Raw genomic sequence first — 23,537 nt, 5'->3', positions numbered from 1 at the left:
TCACATGGAAGGCGAACTCGCACACATCGGCGCAGGCTTGGCAGCAATCGGTTCCGGGGCAGCAGCCATCGGTGTTGGTAACGTTGCTGGCAACTTCTTGTCCGGCGCATTGCGCAACCCATCGGCAGCCGCCGGTCAGACAGCAACACTTTTCATCGGCATCGCCTTTGCAGAAGCTTTGGGGATCTTCGCGTTCCTCGTTGCTCTGCTGTTGATGTTCGCTGTTTAATCCTCGGAACTGATATCCTTACAGGCGGGCAGATGCGACGCACGTATCTGCCCGGCACGTAACGGCCAAGTTTCCAAGGAGAAGCCAAAATGGCAACTGAAACACATAGCGATGGTTTGGCCGACGCCGTTGGCGTTGACATGGCTGAACACGCCAGCACACCGGGCATGCCACAGCTCGATTTCTCGACTTGGGGAAATCAGATATTCTGGCTGGTTCTGGCGCTGATCGCGACATATTTTATTCTGTCCCGCGTGGCGTTGCCGCGTATTGGTGCGGTTCTGGCAGAACGTCAGGGTACGATCACCAATGACATCGCCGCCGCCGAAGACCTCAAGGCCAAAGCCGTTGAAGCCGAAGCTGCATATGACAAGGCTTTGCTGGATGCCCGCGCTGAGGCGCACAGCATCGTTGGGCAAGCCAAAGCGGATATGCAGGCGGATCTGGATGATGCGATTTCCCGTGCCGACGCCGAGATTGCAGCGAAAGCCGCTGAATCGGAAAAAGCGATCTCTGAAATTCGCGCAAGCGCGTTGGAGAACGTTAAAGTCGTGGCCAAGGATACGGCCAAAGAAATCGTTGCAGCGATGGGTGGCAAGGCTGATGCCAAAACCATCAACGCTGCTGTGACCTCACGGATGAAAGGATAACCAATGGTTAAGAACTTACGTTTATCCGTTTCAACCGCGTTGGCCGCACTGATGGCCTCTCCTGCATTTGCTGCGGGCGACGTGTTCTTCTCGCTTAAGAATACTGACTTTGTGGTTTTGCTGGCGTTCCTTTTGTTCATCGCCGTGCTGATATACTTCAAGGTGCCGGGACTTTTGGGTGGGATGCTGGACAAACGTGCCGATGGCATCAAGTCCGAGTTGGAAGAAGCCCGCACCCTGCGTGAAGAAGCGCAAACATTGCTGGCGTCCTATGAGCGCAAGCAGAAAGAAGTGCAGGATCAGGCGGACCGCATCGTTTCTGCCGCGAAGGAAGAAGCCAATGCCGCTGCTGAACAGGCACGTGCAGATCTGGCCAAATCACTGGAGCGCCGGATGGCCGCTGCAGAGGAACAGATTGTATCAGCTCAGGCTGCCGCGGTGAAAGAAGTACGCGATACAGCCGTTACGATTGCGGTTGCTGCGGCACGAGACGTGATCGCGAAACAGATGTCTGCCGCAGATGGCAACAAGCTGATTGATGAGGCGATTGAGCAGGTAGATGCGAAACTGCACTAGGCTTTGATGTCAGTACGATAATTCTGAAAACCCCGGTCATTGGCCGGGGTTTTTTGTTGTCTGGGAGGGCGAAGATCTGTGCGGTCCATTACCCTGGCGACTGGTCGGGGTCAGGTGTTGCTTTCATGCTCCAGACGCTGGCGGGCGATCTGGTCGTTGCGGTCGGCTTTTTGCTGATCGGTCAGCGAGGCGGCGACGTAAGTCAGATGCGCTTCGACCGCAGCCCGCGCAGCGGCGGGATCGCGGCTTTGCAAGGCGTTGTTGATGGCGCGGTGTTGATCCAAAAGCGCGGAACGGCTGATTTTTTGTTTGAACATCACCTGGCGGTTATAAAACACCCCGCCGCGCAGCAGCTCATACATTGAGCGCATCATATGCAGCATCACGACGTTATGGCTGGCCTCAATAATTGCCATATGGAATTGCGCGTCCAGTTGCGCTTCCTCATTGGCATCCCGCTTTGTATGGGCCTTTTCCATCTTGTCGAACACGGTTTGAACGACGGCAAGATCGGTGTCGGATCCAAACTGTGCCGCGCGCATCGCGGCCAGTCCTTCCATGTCACGGCGAAAGGACAGGTAGTCGAATACCGCCTCGTCATGACGCGAGAACAGATCAATCAGTGCAGGCGAAAATGCACTGCCCAGAACGTCAGCGACATAGATACCGGCCCCCGGTTTGGTGCTGAGCAGGCCTGTCGTCTGAAGCTGTGATATTGCATCGCGCAGGGAAGGCCGGGAAACGCCAAACCGTTCGGCCAATTCACGTTCTGCAGGCAGCCGTTCACCCGGTCGTAAGATGCCGCGCAAGATCAGTTGCTCGATCTGGCCGATCACGGCATGAGACAGTTTTTCTTGGGTCACTGGGCGAAAGGGCATGGCAAATCCTCGAATTGGTCAAATTATATGACCAGAGGGCCGAGGCAGCAATTGCTTTTATGGGCCGGGCGGCATGAGGGGTAACAAATTGTTAACCATTCGCGTCTGACAATACGGGATGTCGCGTCATGCCTATCTCATATGTCTCTGCTTTGGTCTTGCTGCCTGCAACACCGCAGGCCCGCATTTTCGCGGCCTGCCGGCCACCCGAGTGACTGTTGAGGGGTCGGTTTTTGATGTGCGCGTGCGCGATGATCTGGCCGAAGCGATGCGCGTCAACATGCAATATGCCCCTCGGTTCGGACCGATCCGGGACCAAGCGGGCATCGCCATGGCCAAAGTCAGCGGGTGCAAAGTCAAAGAGGTGCGCGGCGATCAGGCATTGGCGACAGGGCTGTTGGACTGTGGTAAGGGCGCGCCACGTGACCGGATCGCGCCGGCGGCGCTTGATTGCATCCCAGTGCGCGGGACCGAATTGCGGGGCGTTGGTCAGGTCAGTGTCGATTTGGACTGCTATCCCGCCTAAAATCGCAATATCTTGTGGATAATCGCCGATATACCCCCTGTGTATGGTGTGATGGTGTTGACTTAGGGGGCGCTGAACCTTCATTTTCCTCCGAGCTATGGAATCATCGGAGCACGGCAGTACTTGCGCTTTTCCAAACTTAGACTGACAGGCTTCAAAAGCTTTGTGGACCCCACCGACCTGATCATCTCAGATGGTTTGACCGGCGTTGTGGGGCCAAACGGCTGTGGTAAATCGAACCTGTTGGAAGCGCTGCGTTGGGTGATGGGTGAAAACCGCCCCACAGCTGTTCGGGGCGGCGGCATGGAAGACGTGATTTTTGCCGGGGCTGCCACCCGGCCCGCGCGCAACTTTGCAGAAGTCGCTCTGCACATTGATAACAGTGAGCGGTTGGCCCCAGCAGGCTTCAACGACACCGATAATCTTGAGATCGTGCGCCGGATCACCCGAGATGTGGGCAGTGCTTACAAAGCGGCGGGCAAAGACGTGCGTGCGCGCGATGTGCAGATGCTGTTTGCCGATGCCTCAACCGGGGCGCACAGCCCTGCATTGGTGCGGCAGGGGCAGATTGCAGAGCTGATCAATGCCAAGCCCAAGAGCCGCCGCCGTATTCTGGAAGAAGCTGCCGGGATTTCCGGTCTTTATCAGCGGCGCCATGAGGCAGAGCTGAAACTGAACGGTGCCGAAGCGAACCTTGCCCGCGTTGATGATGTGATTGAACAACTGGCAACCCAGTTGGCGCAATTGGCCCGGCAGGCGCGACAAGCGGCGCGCTATCGCGAGATCGGGGATGATTTGCGCAAGACCGAAGGGATGCTGCTTTATCGGCGCTGGCGCGAAGCGGATGATGCCCGCGCAAAGGCGGATGAAGAGCTGCGCGCCCGGGTGACTGCGGCAGCGCAGGCGCAAGGCGTGGTCCAGCAGGCCGCGAAGGCGCGACAGGTTGCTGAGGATGCTTTGCCCGCGCTGCGCGAGGAAGAGGCCATTGCAGCCGCAGTGTTGCAGCGGTTGGCGGTGCAGCGCGATACGCTGACCGATCAGGAGGCGCGCGCACAGGCGACGATCGAAACATTGGCCGGGCGCATTGCGCAGTTGGCGCGGGATATCGAACGTGAAGGCGGGCTGAACAAGGACGCGGGCGAAACCATCGAGCGGCTGGAATGGGAGGCCCGCGAACTGGCCAAGGCGGGCGAGGGGCATGACGCAGCATTGGAGAGCGCCGCAGAGGCAGCGCGTGAGGCGGCGGCGGTCTTGCAGGTGCGCGAAGGTGATCTGTCACAGCTGACCGAAGATATGGCACGGCTGGCTGCCCGGCATGGATCGGCTGAACGGTTGCTTGAAGACAGCCGAAAGACGCAGGAAAAGTCAGAGGCTGAGGCGCAGAAGGCACAAGACGCCGTGGCGCAAAGTGGTGCCGCGCTTGAGAAGGCAGGTGTGGATTTTGCGGCAGCCCAAAGTGCCGAAGCCGCTGCCGTTGCCGCCGCAGAAGCCGCCGATACTGCCCTATTGAATGCCGAAGCCGCCCGCGCCGAGACCCAAGCCAGAGAAGCCGATGCGCGCGCCGAACGGTCTGAGGCGGAGGGCGAGATGAACGCCCTGCGTGCGGAGGCAGGCGCGTTGGCCAAGCTGGTGGAACGGGACACTGCTGAGGGCGGGCAAATCCTTGACCGGTTACAGGTTGAACATGGGTTCGAAAAGGCGCTTGGCGCGGCATTGGCCGATGATCTGCGCGCGCCGCAGGTTGAGCCGGACGGGCCGTCGGGCTGGGCGGTCTTGCCGGGCTATGATGCACCGCAACCGCTGCCTGCCGGGGTCACGCCGCTGACGCAGCATGTGTCGGTGCCGGATGTACTGGTCCGCCGCATGGGCCAAATAGGGCTTGTTGATCCTGACGACGGTCCGCGCTTGCAACATGCATTGTTGCCGGGCCAGCGGTTGGTGTCGCCGGAAGGTGATCTGTGGCGCTGGGATGGCTATCGCGCGTGGGCTGAGGATGCGCCATCCGCTGCTGCCTTGAGGCTGCAACAGTTGAACCGGCTTGAGGTCCTGAAGCAAGCGCTTGAGCAGGCCAGCCAGAGGGCGGAGGGCGCGCGGTCAGCGCATGAGACCCTCACGCGCACTTTGGCTGAACAATCCGATGCGGACAAACGCGCACGTGAGGCGCGGCGCGATGCGGATCGGATGGTTGCCGATGCAGGTCGCGCGCTGAGCCGGTCCGAAGCAGATCGCAATCTGGCCGAGGGCCGTTTGGAAAGCCTTGGTCTGGCCGTCAAACGCCACGAGGACGAAGCGATGTCGGCGCGCGGACGTGTGCTTGAGGCGGAGCGGGCGTTGGCGGATTTGGGCGATCTGACGGAGGCGCGCGCCAGCGTTGATGACATTCGCATGGCCGTCGAGGCCGCGCGCATCACGATGATGTCACGGCGGTCCGGCCATGACGAATTGCGCCGCGAAGGCGAGGCGCGTACGAAACGGGCGCAGGAAGTCACCAAGGAAATCAGCGGCTGGCGGCATCGACTGGAGACAGCCGAAAAGCGCACTGCGGAATTGGTGGAGCGCAAGACGACCTCAGAGGCAGACCTGAAAGAGGCAAGCGCCGCCCCAGCCGAGATCGCCGCAAAGCGCGATGAGCTGAGTGATGCAATTTCAGCGGCAGAAGCCCGGCGCGCAGAGGCGGCGGATAGACTTTCTGTTGGTGAAAGCACGCAACGTGAGGCGACAACCGCCGAGCGCGATGCGGAGCGGCAGGCGTCAGAGGCCCGTGAGGGCCGCGCACGTTCAGAAGCCCGGGCCGAGGCCGCGAAAGAGACAGCGGCGGCTGCGGCGGAACGGATCGCCGAGGATCAGCAGGTGACGCCCAATCAATTGCTGACAGCACTTGATGTAAACCCCGATCAGATGCCCGGCGCGGATGCGTTGGAAACCGATGTAAATCGACTCAAGCGTCAGCGTGATGCATTGGGGGCCGTGAACCTGCGGGCTGAGGAAGATGCAAAAGAAGTGCAAGAAGAGCATGACAACCTGGCGGCTGAAAAGGCGGATCTTGAAGAAGCGATCAAAACATTGCGCAGTGGCATTGCCAGTCTGAACCGCGAGGGACGCGAACGGTTGCTCACTGCATTCGAACAGGTCAATTCCAACTTTTCATTGCTGTTCAAACATCTGTTTGGTGGCGGTGAGGCCAACCTGGTGATGGTCGAATCTGATGATCCGCTCGAAGCGGGATTGGAAATCATGTGCCAGCCACCCGGCAAAAAGCTGAGCACGCTGAGCCTGTTGAGCGGGGGAGAGCAGACGCTGACGGCGATGGCGCTGATCTTTGCCGTTTTCCTTGCAAACCCTGCGCCGATTTGTGTGCTCGACGAGGTTGATGCGCCGCTGGATGATGCCAACGTGACGCGGTTCTGCGACCTGTTGGACGAAATGTGCCGCCAGACAGACACGCGGTTTTTGATCATCACCCACCACGCTGTCACGATGGCACGGATGGATCGACTGTTTGGGGTGACAATGGCCGAACAGGGTGTGAGCCAATTGGTCTCTGTCGATCTGAAGGCCGCTGAAACGTTGGTCGCGTGAACGTCAGTGGCTATTGTGGGTGTCCGGCAGTAGCCTTTTGCCATGAGATTTGTTCTGGCCCTTGCCCTGCTTCCGACGTGCGTTTTTGCCGATGGGTTTGATGTGCTTGAGGACGACACGGCGCTGACGCATGACGAGGTTCTCAACCTCACGTATGGTCATAGTCTGTCGTTTTATGAGGGCGGAAAGTCGCGGTATTCTGTGGGTGGTGCCTATAGCTATTCATACCAGAGCGGTGCGACAGCTTTTGGACATTTTGAGGTGCAGCCAGACGGCAAGGTCTGTGTCACCTTTGTAAACGGGCGCACGCGATGTGATCGGTTCGTGCGCAGCCATGGGCGTTTGGTGCTGTTGACGCAGGATGGTGGACGATTTCCGGTGCGGCCCAGATGATTGTAGGAGCCGCTATTTGGGCGCGTCCTTTTCAACCGGCCCGCCCGCTTTTTCCCAACCACTGAATCCGTCCTTGAGGTGCGCTGCGTCAAAGCCCATGTCTTGCAATGTGGCCACGGAAATGGCGGACCGCCAGCCAGATGCGCAATGAAAGACGAACTTCTTGTCTTCGGCAAAAACGTCTTTGAAATAGGGGCTGTCGGGATCAACCCAAAATTCTAGCATGCCACGCGGGCAATGAAAACTGCCGGGGATAAAGCCGCTGCGCGCCCGTTCGCGGGGGTCGCGCAGGTCAACGATCCGGACATTTGGATCATTGACCATCGCAATGCCATCGCTGGTTTCAATCTCTTCAATCCGGGCGCGGGCATCTGCAACCATCTGGGCGGCTGATATTTTAAGGGCCATCTTAATTTCCTCGTCTCAGAGCTTTGACAGGAGTTCGGGTGTAGGCCAGCCATCCACCGGCATGCCCAACCGACTCTGTTCGGCGCGCACGGCGGCACGGGTGCCAGAGCCAAGGATGCCGTCAATGTCACCGACGTCATACCCCAAGCCCTGCAACCGGTTCTGCAATGCTTTCATCTGGTTGCTGTCCAGTCCCGTATCCGGATTGCCCGCATCTAAGACCTTGGCCCCTTGCAAACGCGTGGCGAAATAGGCGGCGGTCATGACGTAAGTAAAGCTTTGGTTCCATTCAAAATAAACGCGGAAATTGGGGTAGGCGATAAAGGCCGGGCCATTGCGACCTTGCGGGATCAGCACGGATGCCTGCAAGCCTTCAACCAGCGGGCCATTGCGGGGTTCAACGCCGAGGGCCGACCATTCCGAGATGGGTTTGGCTGTTTCCAATCCTGTCTGTGACCAGTCGAAATCACGCGGCAGCACGACTTCTGCCAGCCACGGTTCGCCCGCCCGCCAACCAAGGCTTTGCAACATTTTGCCACCCGATGTGAGGGCATCCGCAGGGGAAGTTTTGAGCGACACCACGCCGTCGCCATCTCCATCGACACCATTTTCCAGGATATCGTATGGCAGCATCTGGACCATGCCAATTTCGCCAGCCCATGCACCGGTGGTGGTGTTCGGGTTAAAATCGCCACGCGCAAAAAGTTCCATCGCGGCAAAAATCTGGGGACGGAAGAGTTCCGGGCGGCGGCAATCGTAGGCAAGTGTCACCAGCGCGTTTGCCGTGTTGAAATCCCCCTGAAAGGTCCCGTAATCGGTTTCGAACGCCCAGAAGGCGAGCAATACGCCCCGGTCAACGCCATAGTTGGCCTCAATCCTGTCAAAGACCGCATCATATTTTTGACCGTTTGACCGACCGCGGTTGATCCGGTCGTTTGAGATCAACCGCCGCGAAAAATCGACGAACGGTATTTGAAACACGCCTTGCTTTTGATCGGCGCGCAAAACGGAGGGATCCAAGCCGACATTGGCCAAGAATGCATCGGCGGTGCCTGGGGCAATCCCCGACGCCGCGGCCTCGGTCTTGAGACCTTCGATAAAGGTGGTGAATGGTCCGCCACAGGGTGTGTCGGCAAAGGCTGTGAGGGGTGTTGCGAGAAGGGCAGCGGCAAAGAAAATGGGGCGCATGATGGTCCTTTAGATTAACAACAGGCCGAGGGTCAGGCTTATGCCCAGCATCACCGCCCATGCCTGCCACAGACGGGTGATGGCAGCGTCGATTGCGGCAGGTCCGATGATACGCGCCCCCGTACCATTCACCCACGCAAATTGCTGCATCCGACCATCATAGCTGCGTGGCCCGGCCAAGGCTACATCTATGGCACGCGCCATCGCGGCCTCTGGCCAGCCGGCGTTGGGGGATCGGTGTTTGGCGGCATCGGTCTGAATGCCGCGCCATCGTTGTAAGACCCCGCCGGGCAGCGCAATCAAGGCAGCGGCCAGGCGGGCGGGGATCAGGTTAAGCAGATCGTCCATGCGGGCCGATGCCCAGCCGAAGTCCGCGTGGCGCGGCGTCAAATAGCCGATCATGCTGTCGGCGGTGTTCACGATCTTGTAGATCAGCAATCCGGGCAAGCCGCCAATCAGGAACCAGAAGGCAGGTGCAATCACGCCGTCACTCAGGTTTTCGGCGGCGCTTTCAATTGCGGAACGCGCGACGGCCGGTTCCTGCATCGCGTTGGTGTCGCGGCTGACGATCATCGCAACGGCACGACGTCCTTCGGTCAGTGACAGGCGCAAGCCGTCAGCGACGGCGCGCACATGATCGACGAGGGACCGTTGCGCCAGCAGGATGGCAACGACAACAACCTCGACCAAGGATCCAAAAAGGCTGAGGATTTGACCAAGAAAACCAGCCCCGGCGATGATGGCCAAGAGCACCAGCAAACCTTTAAACTTTCGCGAGTGTCCTGAATTGAAACGTTCATCACACTGGTTAATCAACCGACCCATGAGCACCGCCGGGTGCGGCAGGCGGTTCCACAGCCACTGGGGTTCCCCCAACATCGCATCAAGCAACAGCGCAAGGCTCAGGACCAATGCGGTGTTCATGCCAGTGCTGCTTCCAACCGATCCCATCCGGTAGGAACGGGCAGGCCCAGCCGCAGCCATTTTGGGTTATAGGGAAATATCCGCGACCAGATGTGATGGTGGGCAAGTGTGTGTTGCCATTGGGCGGCATCCGCGACCTCGTAGAGCCGGAAAAGCGAGGTCCCGCCAACCAGTCTTGCGTCCTTTTTCAAAACCAATTGATCCAGGCGATCCGCATCTTGTTGCAGACGCGTACGTGTGGCAGCGGCCCAATCGCTGTTGCGCAGGGCCGCCGTGCCAATGGTCAACGCAGGCCCGGCAACGGCCCATGGTCCGAGCATTGCACCCAAGCGTTCAACAAGCACCGGATCGCCGATGACAAAACCGAGCCGTAGGCCAGCCAGCCCCCAGAACTTGCCGAAACTTTTCAGGATCAGCGTGCCGGGCTGCGTGGCCTCGGAAATCAGTGTCGCATCGGGGATCACATCACAAAAGCTTTCGTCGATAATTCGCAGTGCGCCGCGTATATCTTTGGCACGCCATTCACGGCCATCGGGGTTGTTGGGGTGAACATGAATCGATGCTGAGGCGGTGTCAGGCGATTGGGTCACGCGCCATCCGGTGGCGGCGAAACTGGCGGCGTGTTCGTTATAGGTCGGGCCGGGGATGTGGACGTCGCCCGCCTGCGCCAATCGCGGGATCTGGGCGATGGCCGAAGACGCACCAGGAACCGCAAGAACCGCCGCCGTTTCCGGCACATTCCAAAATTCGCGCGCGGCCGTTTCGATCGCATCGCGTGCGGCCTGATCGGGCAAGGAAACCCATGCATCGTCTGCGATGGTTGGGCGTGGGTAGGGGACCGGATTAATGCCAGTGGACAGGTCCAGCCAATCTTCACGCGCCCCACCAAATGCGGCTGCGGCAGCATCCACACCGCCACCATGGTCGCGTTTGAGATTGTCCAACGTGCACTACCTTTCGTCGGGACATAGGCCAAATTGAGCCAGAATGACGGATTGCAAAGAGCGGAAAAATGCCGCTTGTTCAAGGGCCTTCCTGTTTGTTAAGTTCCTTAGTGGAAACTTTACTGTTTGTTAAGTTTTTGAACTATCGTGTTTATCAGTTGCCTTTGTTTAAAGATTGGGAAAACGGTGTCCTTGGAAACCCAACTGCGTGTTCTGATTGTTGAGAGCCAGCCAGAGTTGGCTGGGCTATGGCAGCGGCATCTGGAACGTCAGGGTATGTGGGTGTCGAAAACCGAAACCCAGGACGGCGCGATTGCTTTTCTCGCGGAAAAGGACACAGATATTATCATTCTGGATTTGGTGCTTGAGGATGGATCGGCGCTTGCTGTCGCCGACTATGCGAATTATCGGCAGCCTGATGCGCGGGTCATTTTTGTGACCAACACGACGTTCTTCTCAGATGGATCAATCTTTGCGCACTCGGCGAATGCAAGGGCGTTCCTGCCCCTGGCGACGCCGCCAGATGATTTGGCGGCTATGGTTGCGCATTACGGATCAGAAGACAGCTGAGAGCGGTTTTCATCCGCGCCCGTGTGGTGCGTCAAAATCCAAGGCCGGATTGATCGGGATGATCCGGTTTGGGTTAATGGTCTCGTGGCTGTAGTGGTAATGCCGGACAATATGGTCAAAATTGACGGTCTGCGCCACGCCGGGCCATTGATAGAGCTCGCGGGTGTAGGCCCATAAGTTGGGGTAATCTATGATACGGGCCCGGTTGCATTTGAAATGCAGATGATAGACCGGATCAAACCGCACAAGTGTGGTGAATAAACGCCAATCCGCCTCGGTCAGCCTGTCACCAATCAGGTATCTGTTCTCTGACAGGATGCCTTCGAGCCAATCCAGAGTTTCAAACAAGGGATGAACCGCAGCGTCGTATGCGCTTTGCGAGGTTGCGAAGCCGCATTTGTACACACCATTGTTCAGCGTGTCATAGATGCGGTCATTCACCGGGGCGATTTTGGACCGCAGGCTGCCAGGCCAATAGTCCTCTGTATTGCCTGTGATGCTGTCAAACGCGGAATTGAACATGCGAATGATTTCAGAGCTTTCGTTGGAGACGATGGTATTCTGGTCGGTGTCCCACAGCACGGGCACGGTCACGCGGCCAGAAAATTCTGGATCAGCCTTGGTATAGATGTCGCGTGCATACGGCAGATCGAACAAGCGATCCCCGGTGGCCCCTTTGTCATCCGTCTTGAATGTCCAGCCTTCGCCCAGCATGTCGGGATGCACGACAGAGACGTCGATGTGCGATGTCAGATCCTTGATCTGGCGGAAAATCAGCGTGCGATGCGCCCAGGGGCAGGCATGGCTGACATAGAGGTGATATCGCCCTGATTCTGCTTTGAAGCCACTTTTTCCTGAGGAACCGGCGCTGCCGTCCACTGTGACCCAGTTGCGAAACTGTGCCTGTGCACGTTCAAATTTCCCGTCTGAAGATTTGGTATCGTACCACTGATCCTGCCAAACGCCGTCAACCAACAGCCCCATCTTGTCTATCTCCTCAATTATCCCGCCATATGTAGAGTATTCATCGGCTGACGTCCAAGATTCACGCCGCGCAGCAGGCGTTCGTGAATGCACACTCATAGCTTGTAATAAAAAATTAACTTGAATTTAGGGCTGATTAGGGCAGCTTAGACCTATTTAGGGGGTAACGATGGAAACGGTTTTTTCAAAAGAAATTCAGGCAGGATTGGATGCGGCACGTCTGGCCGGGCTGCGCAAAGCATCGCGATTGCGGATCAATGTGGACGGACAGATGCACCCGGTTCTGCGGATGTGGAAAACGGGATTTGCCGTTGCGGCAGAGGATGCGCCGCACCTGCGCGGGCTCGTCGATCTTTACGATGGGGCGAACCATTTGTTCCAGTGTCTCATTGTTGCAGGCGAAGAGGAGGCAGGCGAAATGCAGTATGAATTCAAACGCGCCACTGCCGTCGCTCAATCAGCGGCATTGGATTTTGAGAAGCTGGCGAACGCGCCTGTCGGCCTGATCACGGATGGCCGGTAAAGACGATCTGAGGCGGGGCTGACTTCGCCTCGCCAAAAGTCGGTTACTGCAGGTCTTTGAACGCGTCGGCCAACCGGTCGCAGGCTTCTTCGAGCCGGGCGCGCGGAGTGGCGATGTTGAAACGCATGAAGCTTTCGCCGCCCTTGCCAAGGCCGCTGCCCGGTGTTGGGGCAATCCGCGCGTCGCGATGAATGCGGTCTAGAATCTCATCTGACGTCATGCCGGTGTCCGCAAAATCCACCCATGCAAGATAGGTCGATTGCATCGGCATTGCGCGCACGCCGGGGATGGCGTTTATCCGGTCATTGAACAGGGTCGCATTGCGATCAAGATAGGCCACCAGCCCATCAACCCAGAGCGCCCCTGCCGGGGAATAGGCGGCACGGGTCAGGGTAATGCCCAACAGGTTTGGGCTGATATCAAGGCTGCGGTAGAACGCGCCAAAACGGGCGCGCAGGTCAGGATCGGGGATCATCACGCAGCCGGTACGGGCACCCGCAATGTTAAAGGTCTTGGAGCCGGAGGTCATGGTGATCAGCCGGTCGGTAATCTGTGGCACCGCCACATGGGTCGGCAAAAATGTGTGCCCCGGCAGGATGAGGTCATGGTGAATCTCGTCTGACACCAGCAGCAGATCGTGACGTGTGCAAAAGTCCGCTAGCGCCGTAAGTTCGTCTTGTGACCAGACCCGCCCGGCAGGATTGTGCGGGGAACTGATCAGGACGATTTTTTCATTCCCGGTCAACAGCGCATCATAGGCGTCGAAATCCATAGCATAGGTACCATCCGCCTGAACGGTCAGCGGCAGTTGCGTGTTCACGCGGCCTGTCTTGGCGATCTTGGCGGCGAATTCGTGATAGACGGGTGTAAAGGTCACAACCCCGTCGCCCGGCGCGCTGAACGCGTGCAACGTCATGGCGATGCCGTTGCCCAGACCGTATGTGACAAACATCCAATCCGCTTCCACTGACCAGTTGTGGCGATGATGCATCCACCATTTGACGGCGTCCTGATACGTTTCCATGCCGCTGAAATAGCCGTAATTCGCTTTTTCAAGAAGGCCGTGCACGGCATCCTGCAGAAAATCGGGGGCGGCAAAATCCATATCTGCGACCCACATCGGGATGCCGTCCCGGGGGGATACGCCCGAAAAGGATTCCATCAGGTCCCATTTGCTCGAATCGGTACCGCGCCGATCAATGATCTGGTCAAAACTCATTAAGGCCTCCTGTGACGTTGCGCGCCAAGCTACCCAGAAACGCGGGCACTGCAAGCCCCCGGTTGCAGTCTGTGCAGGCATTGCATAAATCACGCTCATGAAACGTACCATTCTCTTGCACCCCGACCCCCGGCTCAAGAAAGCCTGCGCACCTGTCACGGACCTGACGGATGAATTGCGCCTTTTGGGCGATGATATGCTGACCACGATGTATGAGGCACCCGGCGTTGGCTTGGCGGCCCCTCAGGTTGGCGTTTTAACCCGCCTGATCGTGCTTGATTGTGTAAAGGAAGAGGGCGAGGCCCCGCGCCCCATGATCATGTTCAATCCCGAAGTGATCGCATCATCGGACGATCTGAACACCTATGAAGAAGGGTGTTTGTCGATCCCGGAGCAGTTTGCCGATGTGACACGGCCAGCCGAGGTTGATGTGCGTTGGATTGATCGGAACGGCAAGGAAGTAACTGATACATTCACCAAGTTGTGGGCGACCTGCGTGCAGCATGAGATTGACCATCTAGATGGCAAGCTGTTCATCGACTACCTCAAACCGCTGCGGCGTCAGATGATCACCCGCAAGATGGTGAAGCTCAAACGCGAGTTGGCGCGCGGATGAGCGTTCTGCCGATACTGAAGTGGCCGGACCCACGTCTGGCGGAAACCTGTGCGCCGATCACTCAGATTACCCCTGAAATCGAAAAACTGGCCGCCGACATGCTTGAGACAATGTATGCCGCACCGGGGCGCGGCTTGGCGGGGCCGCAGGTGGGCGCAATGCAGCGCATATTTGTGATGGATACAGGGTGGAAAGAGGGCAAGCCTGATCCGATTGTTTGCCTCAATCCGATGTTGCAGGAAGTGAGCGACGAGCGGGCGACCAACAGCGAAGGCTGCTTGAGCATCCCGGGTGTCGCCGCTGACATCAGCCGCCCTGCGCAGGTGCAGATGGTGTGGACGGGCCTTAATGGCGGGCGCTATGTGCAGAGCTTTGAAGGGTTTGCAGCGGCTTGCGTGCAGCATGAATTGGATCATCTGGATGGGGTCGTGACCTTTGACCATCTGGGTGCCGACGAACGGAATGCCCTGATTGCGGAGTATCATGCGCAATGACTGTGCGGCGCTGCCTCCCGTGGCCTGACAAACGGCTCAGGACAAAGGCCGCCGAGGTGCCGCAGATCACCGATGAAGTGCGCGGTATCTGGGAGGATATGATCGACACCATGGATGCGATGCCCGGTGTCGGTCTTGGTGCGCCGCAGATCGGTGTGATGCAGCAACTGGCCGTGGTGGATGTGTCCGAGGCGCGCAACCGGCGTATCCGGTTGGCCAATCCGCAGGTGATTGATGCCTCGGCGATCATGAATGTGCACGAAGAAGCCAGCCCAAATTTGCCGGGAGTATCCGCAAAGATCAGCCGCCCGCGTGGCGTGAGAGTGCGCTATATGGACGAAGGTGGTGCAATCTTGGAACGCGATTTTGTGGGGCTTGAGGCGACGTCGGTTCAGCACCAGATCGACCACTTGGCAGGGCGGATGTATTTCGACAATCTGAGCAAGATGAAACGTGACATGCTGTTGCGCAGGGCCCGCAAGACCAAAGGCTGAGGCCTGCGGTAGAAAGGAATAGCGATGCGCGTCATTTTCATGGGAACGCCAGAATTTTCAGTCCCGGTGCTCGATGCGCTGGTGACGGCGGGCCACGACATTGTTTCAGTCTATTGCCAGCCGCCACGGCCCGCCGGGCGCGGCAAAAAGGATCGGCCGAGCCCCGTTCAGATGCGTGCCGAAGCCTTGGGCTTGCCGGTGCGCCATCCGGTGTCGTTGAAGCCCGCTGAGGAACAAGCGGCTTTTGCAACACTTGAGGCGGATGTGGCGGTGGTCGTGGCTTATGGTCTAATCCTGCCGCAGGCGGTGTTGGATGCGTCTCGCAAGGGATGTCTGAACATTCACGCAAGCCTGTTGCCGCGCTGGCGCGGGGCTGCACCGATCCACAGGGCGATCATGGCAGGAGATGCAGAAACAGGCGTGTGCATCATGCAGATGGACGCGGGGCTGGACACGGGTCCTTTGTTGATGTGCAAAGTCACAGACATTGGTGCGGATGAAACAACGGCCCAATTGCACGATCGGTTAAGCGCCCTGGGGGCAGCAGCGATAGTAGAGGCGCTGGCATCGCTGGATGATCTGACGCCGGTGCCACAGCCAGATGACGGCGTGACATATGCGTCAAAGATCGACAAAGCCGAAGCGCGGATTGATTGGACCAAACCGGCGCAGGACATTGACCGATTGATCAGGGGGCTGTCGCCGTTTCCCGGTGCGTGGTTCGAGCACGCGGGTACGCGGGTCAAGGTACTGGGGTCAACTTTGGCTGAGGGGTCTGGCCCTGCGGGTGAGGTTTTGGACAAGGGTCTGCGCATCGCCTGTGGTATGGGTGCTGTACAACTGACGCGCTTGCAACGGGCGGGCAAGGCTGTGCAAGATGTTGATGATTTTCAACGCGGCGCGCAGATTGCGCCGGGCACGCGGCTTACAGGAGAATAGCAGATGTTTCTGACCATGTTCGGGACGGTCGTGATTGCCGGGATTGTGGGATATGTTTCCGAAAAGACAGAGTGGACCCACAATGGCATTCTGCAGTCGATCATCATCTGTATTGGCGGTGCATTCCTGTTCTATTTCGTGCGGATCATGTTCGGGTTTGGATTTTCGAGCCCCGGCCTGAATGCGATTGTATCCTCAATCGGGGCGCTGATCATTGTACCGTTTCACTGGCGGCGATGAAGACGGTATTTGAAAAAGGGTGAAGTGGGGGGCGGATCGTTCAGGTTTTGGGCGGCGTGCTTTTGTAGACCGGCAGATGCCAGCCAAAAAAAAGCGACCCTGCGCGCAAAATCCAGGTGACAATGGCGCAGGCCAGCAGTGCCAACAACGTATCATACTCATAAACGCGCACTAGAACTGCCGTCGCAGCGCCGGCAAACGCGGCTGTGACATAAAGCTCACCTTGTTTGAGGACCAGCGGCACCTCGTCCACGACAACATCGCGCATCAAGCCGCCCATACATCCTGTGATCATCCCCATCAGGATGACAATAATGGCAGATTGATCCAGTGACAGCGCAACGCCCGCCCCTGCGGCCACCGCCACCGCCAGTGCAAGACTGTCGAGCCAGATCAGCGTGCGCAGGCGGCTTTCGAGCAGATGTGCAGTAAAAAAGACCACCAAAGCGGCCCCTGCACCAACGGCCAGATAGGTGGGGTTCGCGATCCAGAAAATCGGATTACGGTCGAGCAGTAGATCCCGGATGGTGCCGCCGCCCAGTGCAGTGAGGCAGGCAATAAAGGCAAAGCCGACCAGATCAAGTTGTGCACGGCTGGCGACCAATGCACCTGTGATGGCAAAGATCAGGACGGACGCGTAATCTAGCAGGCTGAGCAGGGTCATTTTTTGAACGGAGCCATGCCCGCGCGGGCCAGTTCATCGGCGCGTTCATTTTCGGGGTGGCCAGCGTGGCCTTTGACCCATTCCCACGTGACGGTGTGGCGGGCGTTCGCCGCATCAAGCCGTTGCCACAATTCAGCGTTTTTGACGGGCTTTTTGGCGGCGTTCTTCCAGCCGTTCTTTTTCCAGCCAAATATCCAGCCGGTTATGCCGTTCTTCACATAATTGCTGTCTGTTACGATGGTAATCTCGGTTGGACGGTCCAGCGCCTCCAACGCGTTGATGGCGGCCAGCAACTCCATCCGGTTATTGGTTGTTTCGGCCTCGCCGCCTTTGAGTTCGCGTTCTTTTACGACAGTATCGCCCTCGCGTGCCTGCATCAAAGCACCCCAGCCACCGGGGCCGGGATTGCCTGAACACGCGCCGTCCGTGTATGCGAAAAGTTTAGCCATAGGCGTGCAGGGCGATCCAATCGGCGGGTGTGCCATCAAGCCCCACATCGCGGCCCGTGGTACAACTGTCAACCACAAAGCCCGCAGCGGTCAGCAAATCGGTCAAATCGGCCTGTGTGTAGTATGTATAATACCGCCCGAGCCGGTCCCGTTTGCTGTTTTCACCTGACTTAAGGGCGATGTGAAAAAGGCCACCGGGTTTGAGTGCGTTGTGCAATGCCTTGAGGTGGCGGGGCAGGTCGGTGCGCTTTGCGTGCAGCAGGCTGAAGTTGGCCCAAATGCCGTCGTACAGCCCGGTGCCAGCAATGTCGTCAAAGGTGCCGAGAACCGGGGTGATCAAGGCATGTTCCGGGACCAATGCGATCATTTCCGGCACCGCGTCCATCGCTGTGACGGACAAGCCTGCCTGTGCCATGATGCCTGCAGATTTTCCCGGCCCGCAGCCGAGATCAAGCACATGAGCACCCTCGGGGAGCGCTTGAATGAACTTGGCCTGCAATGGGTCTTTTTTTGCAGATTTTTTGACGAGACCTGCGTATTCCTCTGCCTTTTTGGCATAGACGCCAAGCGTCTCAGGATCGCTCACGCCCAGACCCCAATGGCCAGACAGATCAACACCACGATTGTCAGCGGAATCCGCAGGGACATCCACCACGGCGGCGCAAGATCCCAGCGTTGAAATGCCAGATCAAGGAGCAAGACGGCTGAGAAGCCGATCATCAGGTTGATTAATGCGCCGGGTGCATCGGTGCCGGGCATCAGGAACCACCAGATAGCGGGCAGAACGGAAAGGACATAGGCCGCGCCGCTTTGGTTGCCTTCGGCTTTGGTGGCAAACCCCCAGAGAATACCAGACATGAAGGGCAGAATGATGCCGCCATATCGGATCATCAAGAGGGATCCATCGGTGGCTGCAATGATAGAATATCCACCAGCCGCAGGGTCGCCGATGCTGGCATTGACATAACCCAAAGTGACCAAGGCACCCCAGATAAATGGGATGAGCCCGGCGACCCCCAGCAACAGTGCAGATGCTGGAATACGGATCATGCCGGGATCCTCAGCACACGGGGCACCTTGAATTCAACGTTCTCTTGCGCGGTTTCCACGATTTCGGTGGTCACGTCATAGCGGGTCTTGAATGCATCGATGACCTCGTTGATCAGCACCTCGGGGGCAGATGCGCCAGCGGTGATGCCGATGCTGGTGATGCCATCCAAGCTGCGCCAGTCGATTTCTGCGGCGCGCTGCACCAATTGCGCATAGGGACATCCGGCGCGCGCGCCCACCTCAACCAAGCGGCGTGAGTTTGACGAATTGGGCGCGCCGACGACCAGCATTGCGTCGCATTTCGGGGCCATCGCTTTGACGGCTTCCTGGCGGTTTGTGGTGGCGTAGCAAATGTCTTCTTTATGGGGGCCGATGATGGCCGGAAATCGTGCCTTGAGAGCGGCGACAATATCGGCGGTATCATCCACGCTGAGCGTGGTCTGGGTGACATAGGCCAGACGGTTTGGGTCGCGCACATCGACGTCTGCCACGTCATCGGGCGTTTCGACCAACAGAACTTCGCCGTCGGGCAATTGGCCCATTGTGCCAATGGTCTCGGGGTGGCCTTTGTGTCCGATCATGATCATCTGAAGACCGGCATCTGCATGCCGCTGGGCCTCGATGTGGACTTTGCTCACCAACGGGCAGGTCGCGTCGACATAGATCATATTGCGCGCTTCGGCGGCATTGGGGACCGATTTGGGCACACCATGCGCCGAGAATATCACCGGGCGGTCGTCGGGACATTCAGACAGTTCCTCGACAAAGATGGCACCCAGATCGCGGAGCCCGTCGACAACGAATTTGTTGTGCACAATCTCATGTCGGACATAGACGGGCGCGCCCCATTTCTGCAGCGCCATTTCGACGATCTTGATGGCGCGGTCCACGCCTGCACAAAATCCACGCGGGGCGGCAAGATAAAGCGTGAGGGCAGGTTTGGTCATCGGGCACTCCGGCGGGTTGGCCCAGAAGTAAGGCCTTGAGGGCCATTCGTCCAGTGCCGCCGCAGGGCTAAAGCCGTGCCAATGGCCGTCTTTGCCATGGCACCGGCGTCAGTTTTCGATCACTGGGTTTCTGCAGGCAGCGGTTCGCGCGGGGGCCTGCCGATTACCTCGCGCAGATCGTCCAATTCGATGAAGTTGTCCGCCTGGCGACGCAGCTCGTCTGAAATCATCGGCGGCTGGCTGCGGATCGTCGACACAACAGAAACGCGCACGCCCCGGCGCTGCAGATGGTCTACCAGGGGACAAAAGTCGCCGTCACCGGAGAAAATCACAATGTGATCGAGCCGCGGTGCAAGCTCCATCGCGTCCACGGCCAGTTCGATGTCCATGTTGCCTTTGACTTTACGCCGACCCATGCTGTCGGTGTATTCTTTGGCCGGTTTCGTCACCATGGTGTAGCCATTGTAGTGCAACCAATCCACCAAAGGACGTATTGGCGAATATTCGTCATTTTCCAGCAAAGCGGTGTAATAGATTGCGCGCAGAAGTTTGCCACGGCGCATGAACTCTTGTCTTAAGAGCTTGTAGTCGATGTCAAAGCCCAAGGATTTGGCTGCGGCATAAAGATTGGAGCCGTCGATAAACAACGCCAGCCGCTCATCTTTGTAGAACATTTTTATTTCCTTTCGGCGGGGCCGTCGCCAAACAATCAGGCTTGAGATAACGTCGCATTGAATTCACGATCAAAGCACAAATCAAATAATTTTGCCCCGAGTTATTGGGGGGTATAGGTAGGACTTTTTGCGCAGGGTGCAAAGGCATAATCGCGGGGAAAATGGCGATGATCCGCTCAAAATGAACCACATCTTACTCATAGCGCTTGGGGGTAACCTGACGTCACCCAAAGGGCCACCGCAGGAAACCCTGCGTGAAGCGGTCGCCGCGCTCAAGAAAAACGGAGCAGTGATTCGCGCCCTGAGCCCATTTTATCATACGCCGGCGTTTCCCGCTGGGAACGGTCCCGATTATGTGAATGCAGCGGCAAAGATCAGCGTCCCGTGGTCGCCAACACAGGCGCTGGAGATATTGCACGCCATCGAGGCAGAGTTGGGCCGCGAACGGGTCCGGCGCTGGGGGCAACGCACGCTTGATCTGGATATGATCAGCTATGATGATTTTGTGTTACCTGACCTCAAAACCCACCAGACATGGCGCGAATTGCCAGTCGAGGCACAGATTAACCGCACACCGGATGAATTGATTTTGCCACATCCACGTCTGCAGGATCGCGCGTTTGTTTTGGTACCGCTTGCAGATGTCGCACCGGACTGGGTGCACCCAATCCTTGGAGAATCCATCAGAAGCCTGTTGGAGGCGGTTCCGGAGGCCGAAAAATCAGCCGTGCGTCGGATCGAATAGCCGCTTGTAAATCGGCCCAAAGCCTCCTAAATACTCCCCTTCTGACCGCATATTGAGATATTGGAGCATTCCATGGCCCGCGTTACTGTAGAAGATTGTGTAGACAAGGTTCCCAACCGATTTGAACTTGTCATGCTGGCGGCCCACCGGGCGCGCGAAATCTCGGCAGGGTCTGCTGTGACTGTGGATCGTGACAACGACAAGAATCCCGTCGTATCGCTGCGTGAGATTGCGGATGAAACACAATCTGCTGATGCCTTGCGCGAGCGTCTGATTGAATCCAACCAGAACCAGATCGAAGTTGATGAGCCTGAAGAAGACGCCATGGCGCTTTTGATGGGTGCAGAGCAGGACAAGCCAGAAGAAGACAGCATGTCCGAAGAAATGCTGTTGCGTCAGTTGATGGCGGCACAGGGACAGGGGTAAACCCCCGAGCCCTTGCGTTTTTGGACGTAGGGGCCAAGAGGCAGATGGCATGAACAACGCCGAGATGACTGCCGATGGCCTGCTAGCGCTGGTTCATCATTATAACCCCAAGACCAATGAAAAACTGATCCGCACGGCCTATGATTATGGTGCTGCGATGCACGAGGGGCAATTTCGTCACTCGGGCGAACCTTATTTCACGCATCCCGTTTCGGTTGCGGCCATTCTAACCGAACAGCAATTGGATGATGCGACGATCATCACAGCCTTGTTGCATGACACCATCGAAGACACCAAAGCATCCTATGCCGAAGTGGAAAAGATCTTTGGTCATGAAGTGGCGGAACTTGTTGATGGTGTCACCAAGCTGACCAATCTTCAGCTCAATTCGACCCAGACCAAGCAGGCCGAGAATTTTCGCAAGTTGTTTATGGCGATGGCCAAGGACATGCGGGTCATTCTGGTCAAACTTGCCGACCGGTTGCACAACATGCGCACGATCAAGTCGATGCGCGTCGACAAGCAGCAGCAAAAAGCACGCGAAACCATGGATATCTATGCGCCTCTTGCCGGGCGCATGGGGATGCAATGGATGCGCGAAGAGTTGGAAGACCTCGCCTTCAAGGTGCTCAACCCCGAGGCGCGCCAATCCATCATCCGTCGATTTATCACGCTGCAACGCGAATCAGGGGATGTGATCCAGCGCATCACGGGGGATATGCGGTTAGAACTCGACAAAGCGGGCATAGAGGCCGAGGTATTCGGACGCGCCAAAAAGCCCTATTCCATCTGGCGCAAGATGGAAGAGAAAGAGCAGTCCTTCAGCCGGTTGTCGGACATCTATGGGTTTCGCATCATCACGGGCAGCGAAGAGGATTGTTACCGTGCGCTCGGGGCCATTCATCGCCGCTGGCGTGCTGTGCCGGGCCGGTTCAAGGACTATATCAGCCAGCCCAAAACCAACGGATATCGATCTATCCACGCCACCGTGTCAGGGCGCGACGGCAAGCGTGTAGAGGTTCAGATCAGAACGCAGTTGATGCATGATGTGGCTGAAACAGGGGTTGCGGCGCATTGGTCGTACCGGGACGGTGTGCGGTCAAAGAACCCGTTTGCTGTCGACCCGGCCAAATGGATCGCCCAACTGACAGAACAATTCGATGCAGAAGACGACCACGAGGATTTCCTTGAGGCGGTCAAACTGGAAATGTACGCCGACCAGGTTTTTTGTTTTACACCGAAAGGCGACGTCGTCAAATTGCCCCGTGGGGGTACGCCAATTGATTTTGCCTATGCCATCCATACCCGCATCGGCAATGCCTGCGTGGGTGCCAAAGTGGACGGTATGCGTGTGCCTTTGTGGACCCGCGTTAAGAACGGTCAGTCGATTGAGATCATCACCGCTCAGGGTCAAACACCACAGGTGACCTGGCTGGATATTGCCACAACGGGCAAAGCCAAGGCCGCGATCAGGCGGTCCCTGCGCGAGGTGGATCGTGCGCGGTTCATCAAGCTGGGTCAGGAACTGGCAAGGTCGGCCTTCCTGCATGTGGGAAAAGAGGCGACAAGCAAGGTGCTGCGCACCGCCGCAAAAAATATGCGGTTGAATGATGCAGAGGAAGTGCTTGCCCGGCTGGGCAGCTCTGAATTGACGGGACGGGAAGTTGTGCAATCGGTCTATCCTGATCTGGCACCCCATAAGGCCGATCAGATTGATGCGCGCCGCGCCGTGGTTGGTCTGGAGCCCGGCCAATCGTTTGACCGCGCGCCGTGCTGTAATCCGCTGCCAGGCGAACGGATTATTGGCATCACTTTTCGCGGTAAGGGCGTGACCGTTCATGCCATTGATTGTGAAAACCTGTCTGCCTATGAGGACCAGCCAGAACGTTGGCTGGACCTGCGGTGGCACGAAGGCAGCCACCCGGCGGTTTACGGTGCGGTCATCGACCTGACCATCGGCAATGGTGCGGGGGTATTAGGTCGGATATGCACCTTGATCGGCGCGGCATCCGCCAATATCTCTGATCTGGAGTTCTTGGAGCGCAAACCTGATTTTTATCGGCTATTGATCTATGTGGACCTGCGGGATGTGGCACATTTGCATTCGCTTATGTTAACGCTGGAAGCAGAGGATGATGTGGCAGAGATTACGCGGCATCGTGATATGAACGCACAAAAACTGGCGGTTTGAAGGTGCCAGGTTCGACC

29 protein-coding genes are annotated in these 23,537 nt (G+C 57.7%); 16 read left to right on the top strand and 13 right to left on the bottom strand.

The genetic code is table 11. The features are described 5' to 3' along the window. The first annotated feature begins 4 nt into the window (after positions 1-4). The 3 genes from C1J02_RS18700 (at position 5) to C1J02_RS18690 (ending at position 1,455) form a co-directional block, all read left to right on the top strand. Complete coding sequence (locus C1J02_RS18700; RefSeq protein ID WP_114879913.1) at positions 5-229, top strand: F0F1 ATP synthase subunit C; 225 nt, start codon at positions 5-7, stop codon at positions 227-229. A gap of 89 nt (positions 230-318) precedes the next feature. Next, positions 319-879 carry a F0F1 ATP synthase subunit B' gene (locus tag C1J02_RS18695; protein WP_114879912.1) on the top strand — a complete coding sequence of 187 codons (561 nt, stop codon included), beginning with the start codon at positions 319-321 and terminating at the stop codon, positions 877-879. A gap of 3 nt (positions 880-882) precedes the next feature. Next, positions 883-1,455, top strand: coding sequence for a F0F1 ATP synthase subunit B (locus C1J02_RS18690; RefSeq protein ID WP_114879911.1), 573 nt, complete (start codon positions 883-885; stop codon positions 1,453-1,455). 110 nt (positions 1,456-1,565) lie between these two features. Here C1J02_RS18690 and C1J02_RS18685 read toward each other — a convergent pair whose 3' ends face one another. Further along, positions 1,566-2,333, bottom strand: a complete 768-nt coding sequence (locus C1J02_RS18685; RefSeq protein WP_114879910.1) for an FCD domain-containing protein — start codon at positions 2,331-2,333, stop codon at positions 1,566-1,568. Between the two features lie 118 nt (positions 2,334-2,451). Here C1J02_RS18685 and C1J02_RS18680 point away from each other — a divergent pair, with 118 nt between their 5' ends. The 3 genes from C1J02_RS18680 (at position 2,452) to C1J02_RS18670 (ending at position 6,831) form a co-directional block, all read left to right on the top strand. Next, the gene (locus tag C1J02_RS18680; protein WP_254693159.1) at positions 2,452-2,859 is read left to right on the top strand and encodes a hypothetical protein; all 408 of its coding nucleotides are present in this window, start codon (positions 2,452-2,454) and stop codon (positions 2,857-2,859) included. 123 nt (positions 2,860-2,982) lie between these two features. Then, positions 2,983-6,438 carry a chromosome segregation SMC family protein gene (locus tag C1J02_RS18675; RefSeq protein ID WP_114879909.1) on the top strand — a complete coding sequence of 1,152 codons (3,456 nt, stop codon included), beginning with the start codon at positions 2,983-2,985 and terminating at the stop codon, positions 6,436-6,438. 42 nt (positions 6,439-6,480) lie between these two features. Further along, complete coding sequence (locus tag C1J02_RS18670; RefSeq protein WP_114879908.1) at positions 6,481-6,831, top strand: hypothetical protein; 351 nt, start codon at positions 6,481-6,483, stop codon at positions 6,829-6,831. Positions 6,832-6,843: 12 nt separating this feature from the next. Here C1J02_RS18670 and C1J02_RS18665 read toward each other — a convergent pair whose 3' ends face one another. Genes C1J02_RS18665 through C1J02_RS18650 form a run of 4 tightly spaced genes read right to left on the bottom strand, consistent with a single transcriptional unit; the run spans position 6,844 to position 10,295 of the window. Further along, on the bottom strand, positions 6,844-7,239 hold the full coding sequence (locus C1J02_RS18665) for a rhodanese-like domain-containing protein (RefSeq protein WP_114879907.1): 396 nt from the start codon (positions 7,237-7,239) through the stop codon (positions 6,844-6,846). A 15-nt stretch (positions 7,240-7,254) separates the two neighbouring features. Further along, positions 7,255-8,427: a lytic murein transglycosylase gene (locus C1J02_RS18660; RefSeq protein ID WP_114879906.1), complete on the bottom strand. Its 1,173-nt coding sequence runs from the start codon at positions 8,425-8,427 to the stop codon at positions 7,255-7,257. A gap of 9 nt (positions 8,428-8,436) precedes the next feature. Beyond that, positions 8,437-9,351: an adenosylcobinamide-phosphate synthase CbiB gene (gene cbiB / locus C1J02_RS18655; RefSeq protein WP_114879905.1), complete on the bottom strand. Its 915-nt coding sequence runs from the start codon at positions 9,349-9,351 to the stop codon at positions 8,437-8,439. After that, on the bottom strand, positions 9,348-10,295 hold the full coding sequence (locus C1J02_RS18650) for a threonine-phosphate decarboxylase (protein ID WP_114879904.1): 948 nt from the start codon (positions 10,293-10,295) through the stop codon (positions 9,348-9,350). The genes cbiB and C1J02_RS18650 overlap by 4 nt, the downstream gene beginning before the upstream one ends. Positions 10,296-10,499: 204 nt before the next feature. Here C1J02_RS18650 and C1J02_RS18645 point away from each other — a divergent pair, with 204 nt between their 5' ends. Beyond that, positions 10,500-10,865, top strand: a complete 366-nt coding sequence (locus C1J02_RS18645) for a response regulator (RefSeq protein WP_114880714.1) — start codon at positions 10,500-10,502, stop codon at positions 10,863-10,865. A 9-nt stretch (positions 10,866-10,874) separates the two neighbouring features. Here the strand turns inward: C1J02_RS18645 and C1J02_RS18640 are convergent, their stop codons facing one another. Beyond that, entirely contained in the window at positions 10,875-11,849 is a 975-nt protein-coding gene (locus C1J02_RS18640) for a glutathione S-transferase family protein (protein WP_114879903.1), read from the bottom strand. Positions 11,850-12,018: 169 nt separating this feature from the next. Here C1J02_RS18640 and C1J02_RS18635 point away from each other — a divergent pair, with 169 nt between their 5' ends. After that, positions 12,019-12,372 (top strand): hypothetical protein, encoded by a 354-nt coding sequence (locus C1J02_RS18635; protein ID WP_114879902.1) that lies wholly within the window; start codon positions 12,019-12,021, stop codon positions 12,370-12,372. A gap of 43 nt (positions 12,373-12,415) precedes the next feature. On the opposite strand, the gene C1J02_RS18630 is transcribed toward C1J02_RS18635, so the two are convergent. Further along, positions 12,416-13,591: a MalY/PatB family protein gene (locus C1J02_RS18630; RefSeq protein WP_114880713.1), complete on the bottom strand. Its 1,176-nt coding sequence runs from the start codon at positions 13,589-13,591 to the stop codon at positions 12,416-12,418. Positions 13,592-13,688: 97 nt separating this feature from the next. Here C1J02_RS18630 and def (C1J02_RS18625) point away from each other — a divergent pair, with 97 nt between their 5' ends. From def (C1J02_RS18625) to C1J02_RS18605, 5 genes are read left to right on the top strand one after another with little or no spacing between them, the layout of a single operon-like run. After that, complete coding sequence (gene def / locus C1J02_RS18625; protein ID WP_114879901.1) at positions 13,689-14,207, top strand: peptide deformylase; 519 nt, start codon at positions 13,689-13,691, stop codon at positions 14,205-14,207. Further along, positions 14,204-14,701, top strand: coding sequence for a peptide deformylase (def, locus tag C1J02_RS18620; protein ID WP_114879900.1), 498 nt, complete (start codon positions 14,204-14,206; stop codon positions 14,699-14,701). The genes def (C1J02_RS18625) and def (C1J02_RS18620) overlap by 4 nt, the downstream gene beginning before the upstream one ends. Continuing rightward, the gene (def, locus tag C1J02_RS18615) at positions 14,698-15,195 is read left to right on the top strand and encodes a peptide deformylase (RefSeq protein WP_114879899.1); all 498 of its coding nucleotides are present in this window, start codon (positions 14,698-14,700) and stop codon (positions 15,193-15,195) included. Before def (C1J02_RS18620) ends, def (C1J02_RS18615) begins: the two co-directional genes overlap by 4 nt. A 24-nt stretch (positions 15,196-15,219) precedes the next feature. Next, positions 15,220-16,134, top strand: a complete 915-nt coding sequence (fmt, locus tag C1J02_RS18610; RefSeq protein WP_114879898.1) for a methionyl-tRNA formyltransferase — start codon at positions 15,220-15,222, stop codon at positions 16,132-16,134. 3 nt (positions 16,135-16,137) lie between these two features. Beyond that, on the top strand, positions 16,138-16,374 hold the full coding sequence (locus C1J02_RS18605) for a hypothetical protein (protein ID WP_114879897.1): 237 nt from the start codon (positions 16,138-16,140) through the stop codon (positions 16,372-16,374). A 40-nt stretch (positions 16,375-16,414) separates the two neighbouring features. Here C1J02_RS18605 and C1J02_RS18600 read toward each other — a convergent pair whose 3' ends face one another. From C1J02_RS18600 to C1J02_RS18575, 6 genes are all read right to left on the bottom strand, one after another. Beyond that, positions 16,415-17,038: a trimeric intracellular cation channel family protein gene (locus tag C1J02_RS18600; RefSeq protein ID WP_114879896.1), complete on the bottom strand. Its 624-nt coding sequence runs from the start codon at positions 17,036-17,038 to the stop codon at positions 16,415-16,417. Further along, entirely contained in the window at positions 17,035-17,487 is a 453-nt protein-coding gene (rnhA, locus tag C1J02_RS18595) for a ribonuclease HI (RefSeq protein ID WP_114879895.1), read from the bottom strand. The genes C1J02_RS18600 and rnhA overlap by 4 nt, the downstream gene beginning before the upstream one ends. Continuing rightward, positions 17,480-18,073, bottom strand: coding sequence for a class I SAM-dependent methyltransferase (locus C1J02_RS18590; protein WP_114879894.1), 594 nt, complete (start codon positions 18,071-18,073; stop codon positions 17,480-17,482). Before C1J02_RS18590 ends, rnhA begins: the two co-directional genes overlap by 8 nt. Then, positions 18,070-18,537, bottom strand: coding sequence for a DUF3429 domain-containing protein (locus C1J02_RS18585; RefSeq protein WP_114879893.1), 468 nt, complete (start codon positions 18,535-18,537; stop codon positions 18,070-18,072). The genes C1J02_RS18590 and C1J02_RS18585 overlap by 4 nt, the downstream gene beginning before the upstream one ends. Continuing rightward, positions 18,534-19,484 carry a 4-hydroxy-3-methylbut-2-enyl diphosphate reductase gene (gene ispH, locus C1J02_RS18580; protein ID WP_114879892.1) on the bottom strand — a complete coding sequence of 317 codons (951 nt, stop codon included), beginning with the start codon at positions 19,482-19,484 and terminating at the stop codon, positions 18,534-18,536. Before ispH ends, C1J02_RS18585 begins: the two co-directional genes overlap by 4 nt. Before the next feature lie 119 nt (positions 19,485-19,603). Then, the gene (locus C1J02_RS18575) at positions 19,604-20,158 is read right to left on the bottom strand and encodes an NYN domain-containing protein (RefSeq protein ID WP_114879891.1); all 555 of its coding nucleotides are present in this window, start codon (positions 20,156-20,158) and stop codon (positions 19,604-19,606) included. A 181-nt stretch (positions 20,159-20,339) separates the two neighbouring features. Here C1J02_RS18575 and folK point away from each other — a divergent pair, with 181 nt between their 5' ends. From folK to C1J02_RS18560, 3 genes are all read left to right on the top strand, one after another. Continuing rightward, a complete protein-coding gene (gene folK, locus C1J02_RS18570) occupies positions 20,340-20,903 on the top strand; it encodes a 2-amino-4-hydroxy-6-hydroxymethyldihydropteridine diphosphokinase (protein WP_114880712.1) in 564 nt (187 codons plus the stop codon). Between the two features lie 72 nt (positions 20,904-20,975). Then, positions 20,976-21,329 carry a DNA-directed RNA polymerase subunit omega gene (gene rpoZ, locus C1J02_RS18565; protein WP_114879890.1) on the top strand — a complete coding sequence of 118 codons (354 nt, stop codon included), beginning with the start codon at positions 20,976-20,978 and terminating at the stop codon, positions 21,327-21,329. Between the two features lie 49 nt (positions 21,330-21,378). Then, positions 21,379-23,520 (top strand): bifunctional (p)ppGpp synthetase/guanosine-3',5'-bis(diphosphate) 3'-pyrophosphohydrolase, encoded by a 2,142-nt coding sequence (locus C1J02_RS18560; RefSeq protein ID WP_114879889.1) that lies wholly within the window; start codon positions 21,379-21,381, stop codon positions 23,518-23,520. The last annotated feature ends 17 nt before the right edge of the window (positions 23,521-23,537 follow it).

The sequence above is a fragment of the Sulfitobacter sp. SK011 genome, assembly GCF_003352065.1.
GTDB lineage: Bacteria > Pseudomonadota > Alphaproteobacteria > Rhodobacterales > Rhodobacteraceae > Sulfitobacter.
Note: the sequence above shows the minus strand (reverse complement) of the source record. Positions and strands in the feature narration are given on the sequence as shown.

Coding starts and splice junctions, on each gene's coding strand:
- C1J02_RS18700 (WP_114879913.1), top strand. CDS start 5: ATGGAAGGCGAACTCGCACACATCGGCGCAGGCTTGGCAGCAATCGGT.
- C1J02_RS18695 (WP_114879912.1), top strand. CDS start 319: ATGGCAACTGAAACACATAGCGATGGTTTGGCCGACGCCGTTGGCGTT.
- C1J02_RS18690 (WP_114879911.1), top strand. CDS start 883: ATGGTTAAGAACTTACGTTTATCCGTTTCAACCGCGTTGGCCGCACTG.
- C1J02_RS18685 (WP_114879910.1), bottom strand. CDS start 2,333: ATGCCCTTTCGCCCAGTGACCCAAGAAAAACTGTCTCATGCCGTGATC.
- C1J02_RS18680 (WP_254693159.1), top strand. CDS start 2,452: ATGTCGCGTCATGCCTATCTCATATGTCTCTGCTTTGGTCTTGCTGCC.
- C1J02_RS18670 (WP_114879908.1), top strand. CDS start 6,481: ATGAGATTTGTTCTGGCCCTTGCCCTGCTTCCGACGTGCGTTTTTGCC.
- C1J02_RS18665 (WP_114879907.1), bottom strand. CDS start 7,239: ATGGCCCTTAAAATATCAGCCGCCCAGATGGTTGCAGATGCCCGCGCC.
- C1J02_RS18660 (WP_114879906.1), bottom strand. CDS start 8,427: ATGCGCCCCATTTTCTTTGCCGCTGCCCTTCTCGCAACACCCCTCACA.
- cbiB (WP_114879905.1), bottom strand. CDS start 9,351: ATGAACACCGCATTGGTCCTGAGCCTTGCGCTGTTGCTTGATGCGATG.
- C1J02_RS18640 (WP_114879903.1), bottom strand. CDS start 11,849: ATGGGGCTGTTGGTTGACGGCGTTTGGCAGGATCAGTGGTACGATACC.
- C1J02_RS18635 (WP_114879902.1), top strand. CDS start 12,019: ATGGAAACGGTTTTTTCAAAAGAAATTCAGGCAGGATTGGATGCGGCA.
- C1J02_RS18630 (WP_114880713.1), bottom strand. CDS start 13,591: ATGAGTTTTGACCAGATCATTGATCGGCGCGGTACCGATTCGAGCAAA.
- def (WP_114879901.1), top strand. CDS start 13,689: ATGAAACGTACCATTCTCTTGCACCCCGACCCCCGGCTCAAGAAAGCC.
- def (WP_114879900.1), top strand. CDS start 14,204: ATGAGCGTTCTGCCGATACTGAAGTGGCCGGACCCACGTCTGGCGGAA.
- def (WP_114879899.1), top strand. CDS start 14,698: ATGACTGTGCGGCGCTGCCTCCCGTGGCCTGACAAACGGCTCAGGACA.
- fmt (WP_114879898.1), top strand. CDS start 15,220: ATGCGCGTCATTTTCATGGGAACGCCAGAATTTTCAGTCCCGGTGCTC.
- C1J02_RS18605 (WP_114879897.1), top strand. CDS start 16,138: ATGTTTCTGACCATGTTCGGGACGGTCGTGATTGCCGGGATTGTGGGA.
- C1J02_RS18600 (WP_114879896.1), bottom strand. CDS start 17,038: ATGACCCTGCTCAGCCTGCTAGATTACGCGTCCGTCCTGATCTTTGCC.
- rnhA (WP_114879895.1), bottom strand. CDS start 17,487: ATGGCTAAACTTTTCGCATACACGGACGGCGCGTGTTCAGGCAATCCC.
- C1J02_RS18585 (WP_114879893.1), bottom strand. CDS start 18,537: ATGATCCGTATTCCAGCATCTGCACTGTTGCTGGGGGTCGCCGGGCTC.
- ispH (WP_114879892.1), bottom strand. CDS start 19,484: ATGACCAAACCTGCCCTCACGCTTTATCTTGCCGCCCCGCGTGGATTT.
- C1J02_RS18575 (WP_114879891.1), bottom strand. CDS start 20,158: ATGTTCTACAAAGATGAGCGGCTGGCGTTGTTTATCGACGGCTCCAAT.
- folK (WP_114880712.1), top strand. CDS start 20,340: ATGAACCACATCTTACTCATAGCGCTTGGGGGTAACCTGACGTCACCC.
- rpoZ (WP_114879890.1), top strand. CDS start 20,976: ATGGCCCGCGTTACTGTAGAAGATTGTGTAGACAAGGTTCCCAACCGA.
- C1J02_RS18560 (WP_114879889.1), top strand. CDS start 21,379: ATGAACAACGCCGAGATGACTGCCGATGGCCTGCTAGCGCTGGTTCAT.